The sequence below is a fragment of the Lapidilactobacillus achengensis genome (genome assembly GCF_003946655.1).
Classification (GTDB): domain Bacteria; phylum Bacillota; class Bacilli; order Lactobacillales; family Lactobacillaceae; genus Lapidilactobacillus; species Lapidilactobacillus achengensis.
In genome coordinates this window covers 1-13,851 of sequence record NZ_RHOV01000003.1, presented here as the reverse complement: position 1 = coordinate 13,851, position 13,851 = coordinate 1, and the positions used below count along the sequence as shown (strand labels likewise).

The window sequence follows — 13,851 nt, the reverse complement described above, 5'->3', positions numbered from 1 at the left end:
AATTAGCCTGGCCGCTGATGGATTTCTACTGGTAAACCACAAAGGAGGCAGTCATTTGTGGATCTGATCGATTATTTCCAAACTCAAACGAAAATGGCGACGCATTTCACCGATTGGGCCGCGCCAAAACGTCGCTTGGTGACCGGTCTTAATGGCTCGGCGGAAGCTGTTTATTTGGCGGCAATGGTTCGTAGCCAGCAAGCGCCGGTTTTGTTTGTGACCGATAATGGGTTTCACGCCAATCAATTTGTCGATGATCTGACCGCCTTATTGGGGGACGATCAGGTCTATTATTTTCCTGTTGAGGAAGTTATCGCTGCGCAGGGGGCGACAAGTTCGCCGGAGTTTCAAAGCTTGCGGATCGAGGCCTTGGCTTTTTTGTTGAGCCAGCGGCCGGGAATCGTGGTGACGTCGGTGGCGGGGGCTCGCTATCAGTTGCCTGTGCCAGCAACTTTTGCGGCGGCGAAATTGGTCTTGCGCCAAGATGAGGATTTAGATCTGACCCAACTACCGGAGCAATTGGTACTGATGGGTTATCGGCGGGAGAAGTTGGTCGCCAATCCTGGGGAGTTCGCGATCCGCGGGGACATTATCGATATTTACCCGTTGATGGCCGCGGATCCGGTCCGGCTGGAGTTGTTTGGCGACACAATTGATGGCATTCGTTATTTCGACAGTGCCAGTCAGCGCAGTATCGAGAATCTAAGCGAGCTGACGGTTTTGCCAGCGACAGATCTGCTGGCCGATCAAGCGACCTGCCAAGCTACCGGGCGCGCCTTGGCCCAGGCGGTCACTCAGGCCACTGCGGCATTACCGAAGAATAAAAAGAAGGAACGAGCCGCCTTAACGGAGCATTTCGCGCCGACAATCGCGCAGTTCAATGAAGGCATTTTGCCGGAGAATGCGGGCCTGTTCGTCGACTTCCTATATAAAGAGACCACGACCATCAGCGCTTACTTGGCGACAACCGGCTTTGTGGTCTTTGACGACTATGCCCGGTTACTGGAGAAAACCGATGCGATGGACGCGGAATTAGCCAGTTGGCAAACGGATCAGCTGGCCTTGCAGCATTTATTGCCCGACCAGCAGTTTCGCCCAGATTTCCGTGAGGTCAACCGGCAGCTCCAACAACGCCAGCTCCACTTGGCCCTGTTTCAAAAAGGGCTAGGCAGTCTGCGCTTTGAACGGATCGAGCAGGTCCAGATCCGCACGGTCCAGCAGTTCTTCAGTCAAATGCCCCTGATCAAAACCGAAATGGATCGGTGGCATAAGCAACTGCGGACTGTGCTGGTCTTGATTCCCGAGGCTGGCCGCCGCATTCGCTTGCAACAAACCTTCGCTGATTTTGAAGTTCAGATCGCTTTGACCGAGCAGGACCAGATCCAGCCCCAGGCACTGCAATTGATCGCCGGCAGTTTGCGAAATGGATTTGAGGTGCCAGACGCAAATCTCGTGGTGCTCACGGAGCGGGAGCTGTTCAATCGCATCAAGAAGAAGACCCCACCGCGTCGTCAGACAATGGCCAACGCCGAGCGACTTCGGAGTTACAACGAGCTGAAGCCTGGCGATTACGTGGTTCACGTCAATCACGGGATCGGTCGGTTTGAGGGCATGCAAACCATGACCGTGGATGGGGTTCATCGTGATTATTTATCGATTGCTTACCAAGATAACGCGAAGCTCTTCATTCCCGTCGATCAGCTGAATTTAGTTAGCAAATATGTGTCGGCTGAAGGTAAGGAACCGCGGATCAACCGGCTTGGTGGTAGCGAGTGGCAGAAAACTAAGCAGAAGGTGGCCAGTCGGATCGAGGATATCGCGGATGACTTGATCCAGTTGTATGCGCAGCGCCAAGCGGAAAAGGGGTTTGCTTTTGCTGCGGATGATGATTTGCAGCAGCAGTTTGAATCGGAGTTTCCTTATGTGGAAACGGCCGATCAATTACGGAGTACGGCGGAGGTCAAGGCCGACATGGAGCGGGCGCAACCAATGGATCGGCTTCTAGTCGGCGATGTGGGTTTTGGTAAAACAGAGGTCGCGTTGCGCGCGGCCTTTAAGGCGGTCATGAGTAACAAACAAGTGGCCTTTCTAGTGCCGACAACGATTTTGGCGCAGCAACATTTCGACACGATGAAGGATCGGTTTACCGATTTCCCAATCAGAGTGGCGATGATGTCCCGCTTCCAAACCGCGGCAGAAAATCGTGAAACGATCAAGCAGTTGAAGAATGGTCAAATCGATATTGTTGTGGGCACCCATCGGATCTTGTCACAAGATGTCCGCTTTGCTGACTTGGGACTGTTGATCATTGACGAAGAACAGCGCTTTGGCGTCAAACACAAGGAGAAGCTGAAGCAGTTGAAGGCGTCGGTGGATGTTTTAACACTGACGGCCACGCCGATCCCGCGGACGTTGCATATGTCGATGTTGGGCGTGCGTGATCTATCGGTGATCGAAACGCCGCCAACCAATCGCTATCCGATTCAGACCTATGTGATGGAACAAAACGCCGGGGCGATTCGTGAGGCGATCCAGCGGGAAATCGAACGCAACGGGCAGGTTTTCTATTTGCACAATCGGGTGGATGACATTGAGCGGACGGTTGATCAACTGCAAGCCTTAGTCCCGGAAGCGACGATCGCCTTCGCTCATGGGCAAATGACTGAAAATCAATTGGAAAACGTCATTTATAACTTTATCAACGGTGATTATGATATTCTAGTAACAACCACGATTATTGAAACTGGCGTCGATATGCCCAATGCCAATACTTTGATTGTGGAGAACGCGGATCGTTATGGCTTATCACAGCTATATCAATTGCGCGGGCGAGTAGGCCGTTCCAGCCGGATTGCCTACGCGTATTTTATGTATCAACAGAACAAGGTTTTGACCGAGATTGGGGAGAAACGCTTGCAGGCAATCAAGGACTTTACTGAATTGGGCTCCGGCTTCAAAATCGCGATGCGCGACTTGTCAATTCGTGGCGCCGGTAATTTGTTAGGCAAGCAGCAACATGGGTTCATCAATTCGGTCGGCTTCGATCTTTATTCGCAAATGTTGAACGCGGCGGTGCGGCAACGCCAACATCAACCGACTGCGCCGCAGACAGATGCGGAACTGGTTTTGGATGTGGAAGCCTATCTGCCTGAGGATTATGTTGAAGATAGCCGGCAGAAGATCGAGCTGTATAAGCGGATCCGTCAGGTGGAGTCAACCGACGAATTAGCGGAGATCCAAGCTGACTTGATTGACCGGTTCGGTGATTATCCGGAGCCAGTGGCCAACTTATTGCTGATCGGTCATTTGAAAATGCTGTCCGATCGGTTGTTGCTGCAAACGATCAAACAAGATGGTCGCAAAGTCATCGTGACCTTTAGTCCAGCGGGGACCAAGCGGTTAAATGGTGAGGAACTATTCGCCACGTTCGCGGTCTTGAATTACCATGTGGATGTTAAAATCACGGAGACCAAGTGCTATCAAATCACGATTCAACTAGACCGACCGTTACCACCAGCGGCTAAGTGGGTGGCGGATCTCATCAAATTTCTCGAAGCAGTGCAAAAAACAGTTTTACTGAAAAATAAAGGAGTCGATCAACATGCGTCTTGATAAATATTTAAAGGTTTCTCGTCTGATCAAACGACGGACAGTTGCTAAGGAGATTGCCGATAAAGGGCGAATCACGATCAATGGTAAAGTGGCTAAATCATCCAGCGACGTGGGAATTGGCGATGAACTTAGCTTGTTGTTTGGCAACAAGACCCTGGTCGTCCAAGTGACCCGCATCGTCGAGACCACTAAAAAGGCTGATGCGGAAGAAATGTATACGGTCATCAGCGACACACCGCGGGTCTAGATTTCAATCTGAGCAGGTTTAAGGTTGATGCTGTGGTTTTTCAGTTTTTTGGCGGATCGGGCGCAACTTTTCGTCCGGCGTATGCTATACTCAAAGGTAGATGTCGTCGCACTGTGGTCTGAGGGAGTGAGCACATGGAAGCACCAAAACGTCGCTTTGATTCGAAAATCACCAATCTCAATAATCAGTATATTCAGGAACAACAGGAACAAGAAGCGTTGGCCAAACATCAACGTTTCGTTCGCCGGGTCCATCGCCGGCGCCTGCTGTTTTTAGGCGTGCTGGTGCTGATATTCGCAGCTTTGCTGGGTAATCAGTGGTTGCGTTCGCAGCGGACCCAGCGGACTTTACAGGCGAATATTGCAGTGCAACAGCAGAAGCTGAAGAAGGCACAGCAGCAGCAGGAGGATTTGCAGATCCAGGTCGATCAGTTACACGATGCTGACTATTTGGATAAGCTGATCCGCTATAAATATGATTATTCGAAAAAAGGCGAGGTTATTTTCACATTGCCTGATAACGAAGGACAGACCACGTCGTCAAATCCCAAAAATTAGTTTTAAATGGATTTGTTCGGTGGTATACTAAGATAACAATAAGTGGTATCCAAGGAGGATTTTGGGGTATATGGCAGTTGAAATTGGGTCGAAAGTTACTGGTAAGGTAACTGGGATCACCAACTTCGGAGCATTCGTCGATCTAGGTTCTGGTAAAAGCGGGCTGGTTCATATCAGTGAGATCTCTAATCAATATGTTAAAGATATTCATGACGTGTTGAGCGTTGGCGATGTTGTGACAGTAAAGGTTGTTTCAGAACAGAACGGAAAGATTGGTCTATCGATCAAGCAGGCTAGTGAGGAACAACCTGCCGCCGCCACCCACGCGAAGCCGGTCCATCATGATCGGCCGCGCCGTGAGCGACATGAATCAGAAGGTAGCAACAATAATTGGCGTCGGAACAACAATAATAACAATGGTGGTCATCCAGGCCATCAGGATTTCGATAGTATGTTGTCTGGTTTCTTGAAAGACAGCGAAGATCGCCTGACTGCGATCAAACGTAATACTGAGGGCAAACGTGGTGGCCGTGGCGGTCGCCGGAGCTAATCAGGATGTAATGGGTAAAGATAAGACGTGCCCCGCTATTTTGGCGGATCAAGGTCGACTTGTTTTTACCTTTTTTGATTACAGTGAAAACGAAGAGAAGGGGAGCGGTTCATTGCAAGCATCATTGTCAACTCGGTTTGCGCGCCATTGGGCAACGATGACGGCGAAGTTATCGCCGCTACCATCGGTTGTGGTGGCCTTTTCCGGTGGGGTTGATTCGGTGGTATTGGTTGAATTGTTGCGCTCCTTGCCCGCGGCTCAACGGCCCCACCTGAAATTGGCGTACTTCAATCATCAGTTGCGCGCCGACAGCGAGCATGAAGCGGCTTTTGTGCAACAGTTTGCCCAACAGCGCCACTTGCCGTTGGTCACAGGTCGCTGGCAGCGTGAAAAATCAACGCCAGTGACCGAGGCCAATGCCCGGGCGGCCCGTTACCAATTCTTGACTGCAACTTTAGCGGCAGAGGATCATCCGGTATTACTGACGGCTCATCATCAGGACGATTTGTTCGAGTCGATCTTGCTGCAATTGATTCGCAGCGGTGGTGTGGCCGAAATGCCCGGGCTGCAACCGCAGATGCCCTTTGCCGGTGGGCTCTTATTACGGCCCATGTTGCCCTTTAGCAAGGCGGAAATTCGGGCATACGCGCAGGCCGGCAAGTTGACGCATATTGAAGATGGCACCAATCAAACCATGTTTACGCAACGGAACCGGTTGCGGCTTACGGTAGTTCCAGAGTTGAAGCGAGAAAACAACCAATTATTGGCTCATGGCAGCCGCTTTGCGACGGAATTAGTCGCGCTGCGGGAACTGGCTGCCCAGACCACAGCCAGCGTGATTGATGCCATGGCGGTCATGCTGACGGAAACTGGCTTACGCGGTCAATTGCCGCCAGCGTTGACTGGCTTGTCTCCAACGGCGGCGCAGATGGTTTGGCAAGCTTTCTGGCAACGGTATTTTCCACAGCGACCGCGGCTCAAGCAAGGGGTGCTGCAAGCATTAACGCGGCTGACCCAGGCGGCTCAAGGTCATCATCAGGTGGATCTGGGACAAGGGTGGCAGTTGCAGCAGTCTTACCAGAAGTTCAGGATTTTAACGCCAACGGACCCAGTGGCGCCTGGCACGACCGCGGCCGCCGCAAGTCAGGCGGCGCCAACTGGGCAAGCACTACCACTAGATCAGTGGATCCAGGTTGCCGGTGGGGCGTTGGGCGCTTTTACTTCCAGACCCGACGTCGATATTGATCTAGCCGGCTCACATCAGGCGATTATCCAAGTGCCCCCAGCGACCACAACCTTGTGGTGGCGGTATTCCCAGCCCGGCGATTGCTTAGAGTTGGCTCAAGGTCAGCATCAGAAATTACGGCGGCGTTTGATCGACGCGAAGGTTCCTTTGGACCGCCGTGCGCAGCTTTGGCTGTTGACAGCGGCCAATAAAATCGTCTGGGTTGAGAATATCTTCAATTATAAATTGTCGAAAGCCCCAGAAACTGCTAAAATCATTTATGTATTGTGGCGACACGATCAGTAGCCAAAACAAATACCCATTTTAAGGAGAACGAGATGCGCGAAGATATTGAAAAGGTCATTGTTTCCCAGGGGGAGATCCAGGAAGCAGTTGCTCGACTTGGTAAAGAGATCCAAACTGATTATGTTGGAAAGGTGCCGATTTTCATTTGCATCTTGAAAGGCGCGGTGGTCTTTATGACGGATCTGATTCGCGCTTATGATGCGCCAGCGGAAATCGAATTTATGGATGTATCCAGCTATGGTGATGCTTTCGAGTCCAGTGGCGAAGTCCGGATCTTGAAAGACTTAGATATTCCTGTCAACGGTCGTGATTTGATCATTGTGGAAGATATCATTGATACTGGTCGGACCTTGGAAGCGCTGATCAAGTTGTTGAAGACGCGCGGCGCTAGCTCGATCAAGATCTGCTCATTTCTTGATAAGCCAGCGCGCCGTTTGATCAATGTTCATGTCGATTATACCGGCGTGCTCGTTCCCGATGAGTTTCTGGTCGGCTATGGTCTTGACTACAAGAATCAGTATCGTAATCTGCCTTATGTGGGCGTTCTGAAGCCAATCATCTATTCTTGATTTTTTGGACAAATCAAGGTCTTAGTTATTGGTCAAAAATGGTCAAATATGGTATGATTACAGCATTCGATTATGCTCAATCAATCGATTTATTCAGGAGGTCATAAATGAAAAATAACCGTAATCGCCTATTAAATAGCGGTTTGTTTTACATTTTGATGTTTGTTGCCATCGTTGCGGGGATCAGTTTCTTCTTTAATCGCGGGAACAGTGGCAATACCCAAAATGTCAGCACGACCAAGTTCGTGACAGAATTGAAGTCAAATAAAGTCAAAGAGTTCACAGTTCAACCTGCCAATGGGGTCTACTCGATCCGTGGCGAGTATAGCAAGCCGATTACCAAGAAAGCATCAAGTGGTGCGCTTTTTGGTGGCACAACCTCGACTGTGGTTACTGGCTTTACGACATCTTTACTGCCTAATGATGGGTCGTTGAAGCAAATCACTGAATTGGCGCAAAGTGAGGGTGTGACGATGCACGCCCAAGAAGAGTCACAATCCAGTGTTTGGATCAGTTCGCTCTTCATGCTGCTCCCAACGATTTTGCTCTTCGTTTTCTTCTATTTCATGATGAATCAAGCTGGCCAAGGTGGCGGCGGTGGCGGCAATGGCCGTGGCGTCATGAGTTTTGGCAAGTCTAAGGCTAAACCAGAAGACCCCCAGAAAAACAAAGTTCGTTTCTCTGATGTCGCTGGCGCTGAAGAAGAGAAACAAGAGTTGGTCGAAGTTGTTGAATTTCTGAAGAACCCGAAGAAGTTCAGCGCCTTAGGAGCACGAATTCCCAAGGGTGTTCTGCTTGAGGGGCCTCCGGGTACTGGTAAAACATTACTTGCCCGCGCGGTTGCTGGCGAAGCAGGCGTGCCGTTCTTCTCGATCTCTGGTTCTGATTTCGTCGAAATGTTCGTCGGTGTTGGGGCTTCACGAGTGCGGGATCTGTTTGATAACGCCAAAAAGAATGCGCCAGCAATCATCTTTATTGATGAAATCGATGCTGTCGGTCGTCAACGTGGCGCCGGCATGGGTGGCGGTCATGATGAGCGGGAACAAACCTTGAACCAATTACTGGTTGAAATGGACGGGTTTACCGGCAATGAAGGCGTCATCGTCATCGCGGCCACGAACCGTTCTGATGTTTTGGATCCGGCCTTACTACGTCCTGGTCGTTTTGACCGGAAGATTTTGGTCGGGCGTCCTGACGTAAAGGGTCGCGAAGCCATCTTGAAAGTTCATGCCAAGAATAAACCATTGGCCGATGATGTTGACTTGAAAGTGATTGCCCAACAAACACCAGGTTTTGTCGGGGCCGATTTGGAAAACGTTCTGAACGAAGCTGCCTTAGTTGCTGCGCGGCGGAATAAGACCAAGATCGATGCTGCCGATGTTGATGAAGCCGAAGATCGGGTGATCGCGGGACCGGCGAAACGGGACCGGGTCATCAGTACGAAAGAACGCACGATGGTGGCTTACCACGAAGCCGGCCATGCTTTGGTTGGGTTAGTGTTGAGCGATTCCAGGGTCGTTCGTAAGGTGACGATCGTGCCGCGTGGCCGCGCTGGTGGTTATGCGATCATGTTGCCGCGTGATGATCAGTTCCTTTTGACGAAGAAGGAATTGAACGAGCAAATCGTTGGTTTAATGGGTGGCCGGACGGCGGAAGAGTTGATTTTCAACTCGCTATCGACCGGTGCGTCGAATGACTTCGAGCAGGCAACCCAAATCGCCCGCGGGATGGTCACTCAATATGGGATGACTGACCGTTTAGGGACGGTTGCCTTGGAAAGCGAAGGTCAGCCATTCGTTGGTGCCGAATACGGCCAACGACCACCATACTCGGAAACAACAGCGGCGGCGATTGACGATGAAGTGCGCGAGATCATTAACGCGGCTCATGATGAGGCGCGCGAGATCATCAGCAGCCATCATGAACAACATAAGCTGATTGCTGAAGCGTTGCTTAAGTATGAAACCTTGGATGAAAAGGAAATTCTTAGTTTGTTCAACGATGGCAAGATGCCGGAACGGGATAGCAATTTGTATCCTAGCGAGCACGCGCAGACGTTTGAAGAAGCCAAGCGTGCCTTGGAGCAAAAGGACGCGCAATCTGATCAGTCAGAGAGCGCGGATCAGCCGAAGGACGGCGACGCGAAAGCGGCCGACCAAGCGGACCAATCAGCGAAGAGTGAAACCGATCAGCCTAAGCAGGACACACCGGCTGCAGAGCAGGAGCCGACCGAGCCTCATACCGAGGCGGCCGCTCAGTCTGAACCGGCGAAACCCGCTGACTCAGCTACGGCAACTACAAGCTCTGATCCAAGCAGTGAAAGTGATCAGACAGCAGATAAGAATGCTGACTCAAAGCAAGATGAGCCTAAATAGTTTTCGTTTGAAGCCTGAATGGCAACATTCAGGCTTTTTTGATCGGCCGGTTCTGGGCGATCCATTTGCAGTTGCTAGCATTCTGTGAAAAATGAATGAATCGAGTTGACTGGTATTTTTTGTGAAAATACGCTAATATACTAAGTTAGAGTTTTCAGAAATGAGGGATTGAATTGGCAGATCATCTTATCAAAGCAATTACCACTGACGGCGCCTTTCGAATGTTGGCGGTTGATGCCAGCGCCTTAGTCGGTTCGGCTCAGCGGCGTCACGATACTTGGCCCGCTGCGACCGCTGCCTTGGGGCGGACCTTGACGGGCACGTTGTTGCTGAGTAGCGCCTTGCTCAAAGAACCTGAGACAATGACGGTTCGGATCCAAGGCGACGGTCCCGTGGGCATGATCGTGGCGGATGGCAACGCCAAGGGGCAAGTGAAGGGGTACCTTAGCCATCCCCAGGTCAATTTGCCCGCGACGCCATTAGGCAAAATCGATGTGCGTCGGGCGGTCGGTACCCAGGGATCATTAAGCGTGACCAAAGATCTTGGGTTGAAGGAACCTTTCACCGGGCAAGTACCCTTGGTTTCGGGCGAAATTGCCGAAGATTTTACGTATTATCTGGCCAAGTCAGAACAAATCCCGTCGGCCATGGGGTTATCGGTCTTTGTTGATCCCGACGGCAGTGTGGCAGTGGCTGGTGGCTTTCTGATCCAGACTTTGCCCGCGGCGACGGCGGAACAATTGGCGGCGTTGGAAAGCAGGTTGCAACAATTGCCGCTAGTTTCCGATCTTCTACGCCAGGGACAAACACCAACGCAATTGTTACAGCAGATTTTTGGCGTGACGCCGATCAAGGTGTTGGCTGAGATGCCGGTTAGTTTCCACTGTGATTGTAGCAAGGACCGTTTCAGTCGAGCCTTGGCGACGCTATCATCTAGCGAATTACAAGCGATGATCACCGAAGATCATGGCGCTGAAGCGGTTTGTAAGTTTTGCGGGGCCCACTATCAGTTTAGCGAAACCGAACTACGACAAATCATTGCAGCAAAGACGTCATCAAAGTAATTGTCAATTAACCGGACTGCTTTGCGTTGGTAAATGATTCTTTCTCGAAAGTAAATTGGCGATCAGTTGGTTCTGGCGAAGTTAATGCTTGGATTTTAGCCTTTTTTCGAGGGTGAGGTTGCGTTCACCCTGGTTTTTTTGCTAAGATTAAGCGAATCTAGATTAGGAGCGTTAAAAGTAATGGAATGGCAGATCGGAAATGTGACGATTCCTAACCAAGTTGTTGTCGCCCCAATGGCGGGGATCACCAACTCGGCGTTTCGAATGGTTGCCAAAGAGTTCGGCGCGGGCTTGGTTGTTTGCGAAATGATCAGCGACCGCGGCATCATGTATCACAATCAGAAAACATTGGATATGTTGTTCGTGGATCCGCAAGAACATCCCATCAGTATTCAGATTTTTGGTGGCACGAAGGAAACCTTGGTCAATGCGGCGAAGTTTATTGATCAGAATACCAAGGCGGATATCATTGATATCAACTTGGGCTGCCCGGTTCCCAAAGTCACGAAAACAGACGCCGGGGCCAAGTGGTTATTGGACCCGGACAAAGTTTATGAGATGGTGGCAGCTGTCGTGGCCGCCGTTGACAAACCGGTCACGGTCAAGATGCGAACAGGTTGGGATGATGATCACATTTATGCGGTCAAAAACGCCCAGGCGGTTGAGCGGGCTGGGGCAGCGGCCTTGGCGATGCACGGGCGAACCCGGAAGCAGCTTTACATGGGGCACGCCGATTGGCATATTTTGGCGGAAGTGCGGCAGCATTTGACGATCCCGTTCATGGGCAACGGCGATGTCCGTACCCCCGAAGATGCCAAAAGAATGTTAGATGAAGTTGGCTGTGACGCGGTCATGGTCGGGCGTGCGGCGCTAGGAAATCCTTGGGTGCTGCGGGCGATCGAGCATTATTTGGCTAGTGGTGAATTATTACCGGAACCGACACCCCGGGAAAAGATTGCGACGGCTAAGGAACAGTTGGCCCGGTTGGTCGCGCTTAAAGGTGAGCAGATCGCGGTTCCCGAATTCCGCCAACAGGCTGCCTATTATTTGAAGGGGATCCCCCGGGCCGCCAAAACCAAGGCGGCCGTAAATGAAGTTTTGACCCAGGCGGAAGTCGATCGGATTTTTGATGATTTCGTTGTTAGTTATGAAGCAAGAGAAGCCGAAAAAGCGGCGCAATAAGGATAGAGAGAGGTAGTATCAGTGGCAAATCAGGGAAATAAGCTTAGCAAAGCCGATAAGGAAATGAATGATCAATTGGTCGTACGGCGGGAGAAAATGGAGGCCTTAAGGGAACAGGGAATCGATCCTTTTGGCACGGCCTTCAAACGGAGTCACTTGGCTGAACAACTGCACACCGAGTTTGGCGACACCGCCAAAGAAACGTTGGAGGCAGAAGTTCCGGTAGTGACGATCGCTGGGCGCATGGTCTCTAAACGTGGTAAAGGTAAGGTTGGCTTCGCGGATCTGCGCGATCGGAGTGGCCGGATCCAAATCTATGTCCGCAAAGATGTTGTGGGTGAAGAGAACTACCAAATTTTCAAGAAGGCGGATTTAGGCGACTTTCTTGGCGTGACCGGTGAAGTCATGAAAACCGATACCGGCGAATTGACGATCAAGGCAAGTCACGTGACCTTTTTGACCAAGGCCCTCCGTCCGTTACCCGATAAGTATCATGGACTCAGCAATGTTGAGCAGATCTATCGGCAACGTTATTTGGACCTGATCGCCAACGAGGATAGTTTCGACCGGTTCATCAAGCGGAGTAAAATCATTAAAGCTGTGCGGGAATATTTGGATAATCATCAGTTTACCGAAGTTGAAACCTCATCTTTGCACGTGCAGGTTGGTGGCGCCAATGCCCGGCCATTCATTACCCATCACAACGCGCTAGATATTGACCTTTATTTGCGGATCGCCCTTGAATTACAGCTGAAGCGGCTGATTGTTGGGGGCATGGAACGCGTTTATGAAATCGGTCGGGTCTATCGTAATGAAGGAATCGATACCCGCCACAACCCTGAGTTCACGATGTTGGAGACTTACGCGGCTTATTTCGATTTCCGTGATGTCATGGACGAAACTGAAGGAATTTTCCGTTACGCGGCGCAAAAAGTTTTGGGTAGTGGCAAGTTTACGTATCAGGGCCAGGCAGTTAATTTGGATCAACCTTTTGACCGTATTCATATGGTTGATGCGATCAAGAATCAAACCGGGGTCGATTTCTGGCAACCGATGACTCTAGCGCAGGCTCGCCAAGTGGCTGACGAGCATCATGTCCACTATGAGGCTTATTGGGAAGTTGGTCATATTATCAATGAATTCTTCGAACAGTTCGTGGAAGAGACCTTGCAGACCCCGACTTTCGTTTATGGTCACCCAATCGAAGTCTCACCATTAGCGAAGAAGAACGTTGACGATCCCCGCTTTACGGATCGGTTTGAGCTCTTTATTTTAGGCACGGAATATGCCAACGCCTTCTCCGAATTGAACGATCCAATCGATCAACGGGCCCGCTTTGAAGCCCAGGAAGCAGAACACGAGGCCGGTAATGACGAGGCGCATGGCGTCGACTACGACTTCATTGAGGCGTTGGAATACGGCATGCCACCAACAGGCGGATTAGGAATTGGTATTGATCGTTTAGTGATGCTCTTGACTGACGCGCCATCGATCCGTGACGTGTTACTCTTCCCAACGATGCGGCCTACCGCAGAGTAAAGCATGATTTAAGGGCGGTTTTGCGCCTGAATGCTCTATTTTCAGAAAAAACAAAAAAGATTTATCACCGATTTTGGTGGTAAATCTTTTTTATTGTTCAGGAATCAAGCAATCTTTTAGTGGGTAACGTGAGGCAAATAATCCGGCGCCGGCTATTGACGAACTTAATTTCAAAAGGAGCCATTTAAGTTCGTATTTGCGGCTAAAAAATAAGTGTTGACGAATCAGCTGGAAATTGATAAGATAGTTTTTGTTGCGAAATAGCGATTATCGAAGCGCTTCATTCATTGTTCTAACAACCTTTTCTGAAAAAGTTGTTGACAAGGAATTGACCGCGTGCTAAGATATAAAAGTTGCTTTTGCGACAAGGTAGACCTTTGAAAACTGAACAAAGTTTCGATAAATGTGCAGGGTCGATAACGATTTCGGTCGTTATCTACAAAGAACATTTGCGAAGTCAATTCGCTAGTTAATGGATTTAAAATTGAGTCTAACTCAAACTTTTATATGAGAGTTTGATCCTGGCTCAGGATGAACGCTGGCGGCGTGCCTAATACATGCAAGTCGAACGAGTTTCGACATTTACGGAAGATGCTTGCATCGGAAGAAAATGTTGAAACGAGTG

10 protein-coding genes and 1 rRNA gene are annotated in these 13,851 nt (G+C 50.3%); all 11 read left to right on the top strand.

Annotated elements, in window-relative coordinates; translation table 11 throughout:
• Positions 1-57 precede the first annotated feature (57 nt).
• The gene (mfd, locus tag EKM94_RS02575) at positions 58-3,612 is read left to right on the top strand and encodes a transcription-repair coupling factor (protein ID WP_379861874.1); all 3,555 of its coding nucleotides are present in this window, start codon (positions 58-60) and stop codon (positions 3,610-3,612) included.
• Positions 3,602-3,859, top strand: a complete 258-nt coding sequence (locus EKM94_RS02570) for an RNA-binding S4 domain-containing protein (protein ID WP_125597017.1) — start codon at positions 3,602-3,604, stop codon at positions 3,857-3,859. The genes mfd and EKM94_RS02570 overlap by 11 nt, the downstream gene beginning before the upstream one ends.
• 134 nt (positions 3,860-3,993) lie before the next feature.
• On the top strand, positions 3,994-4,416 hold the full coding sequence (locus EKM94_RS02565; RefSeq protein WP_125597014.1) for an FtsB family cell division protein: 423 nt from the start codon (positions 3,994-3,996) through the stop codon (positions 4,414-4,416).
• 70 nt (positions 4,417-4,486) lie between these two features.
• Positions 4,487-4,966, top strand: coding sequence for a S1 domain-containing RNA-binding protein (locus EKM94_RS02560; protein ID WP_125597011.1), 480 nt, complete (start codon positions 4,487-4,489; stop codon positions 4,964-4,966).
• Between the two features lie 10 nt (positions 4,967-4,976).
• Entirely contained in the window at positions 4,977-6,497 is a 1,521-nt protein-coding gene (tilS, locus tag EKM94_RS02555; RefSeq protein ID WP_125597008.1) for a tRNA lysidine(34) synthetase TilS, read from the top strand.
• 32 nt (positions 6,498-6,529) lie between these two features.
• Positions 6,530-7,066, top strand: a complete 537-nt coding sequence (gene hpt, locus EKM94_RS02550; protein WP_125597005.1) for a hypoxanthine phosphoribosyltransferase — start codon at positions 6,530-6,532, stop codon at positions 7,064-7,066.
• A 107-nt stretch (positions 7,067-7,173) separates the two neighbouring features.
• Complete coding sequence (gene ftsH / locus EKM94_RS02545) at positions 7,174-9,441, top strand: ATP-dependent zinc metalloprotease FtsH (RefSeq protein WP_125597003.1); 2,268 nt, start codon at positions 7,174-7,176, stop codon at positions 9,439-9,441.
• A 173-nt stretch (positions 9,442-9,614) separates the two neighbouring features.
• Positions 9,615-10,505, top strand: coding sequence for an Hsp33 family molecular chaperone HslO (gene hslO / locus EKM94_RS02540; RefSeq protein ID WP_125597000.1), 891 nt, complete (start codon positions 9,615-9,617; stop codon positions 10,503-10,505).
• Between the two features lie 180 nt (positions 10,506-10,685).
• On the top strand, positions 10,686-11,687 hold the full coding sequence (dusB, locus tag EKM94_RS02535) for a tRNA dihydrouridine synthase DusB (RefSeq protein ID WP_125596997.1): 1,002 nt from the start codon (positions 10,686-10,688) through the stop codon (positions 11,685-11,687).
• A gap of 63 nt (positions 11,688-11,750) precedes the next feature.
• Positions 11,751-13,226 carry a lysine--tRNA ligase gene (lysS, locus tag EKM94_RS02530; RefSeq protein ID WP_125597407.1) on the top strand — a complete coding sequence of 492 codons (1,476 nt, stop codon included), beginning with the start codon at positions 11,751-11,753 and terminating at the stop codon, positions 13,224-13,226.
• Positions 13,227-13,729: 503 nt separating this feature from the next.
• Positions 13,730-13,851 (top strand): 16S ribosomal RNA (locus EKM94_RS12560); the annotation flags it as partial.

Coding starts and splice junctions, on each gene's coding strand:
- EKM94_RS02570 (WP_125597017.1), top strand. CDS start 3,602: ATGCGTCTTGATAAATATTTAAAGGTTTCTCGTCTGATCAAACGACGG.
- EKM94_RS02565 (WP_125597014.1), top strand. CDS start 3,994: ATGGAAGCACCAAAACGTCGCTTTGATTCGAAAATCACCAATCTCAAT.
- EKM94_RS02560 (WP_125597011.1), top strand. CDS start 4,487: ATGGCAGTTGAAATTGGGTCGAAAGTTACTGGTAAGGTAACTGGGATC.
- tilS (WP_125597008.1), top strand. CDS start 4,977: ATGGGTAAAGATAAGACGTGCCCCGCTATTTTGGCGGATCAAGGTCGA.
- hpt (WP_125597005.1), top strand. CDS start 6,530: ATGCGCGAAGATATTGAAAAGGTCATTGTTTCCCAGGGGGAGATCCAG.
- ftsH (WP_125597003.1), top strand. CDS start 7,174: ATGAAAAATAACCGTAATCGCCTATTAAATAGCGGTTTGTTTTACATT.
- dusB (WP_125596997.1), top strand. CDS start 10,686: ATGGAATGGCAGATCGGAAATGTGACGATTCCTAACCAAGTTGTTGTC.
- lysS (WP_125597407.1), top strand. CDS start 11,751: ATGAATGATCAATTGGTCGTACGGCGGGAGAAAATGGAGGCCTTAAGG.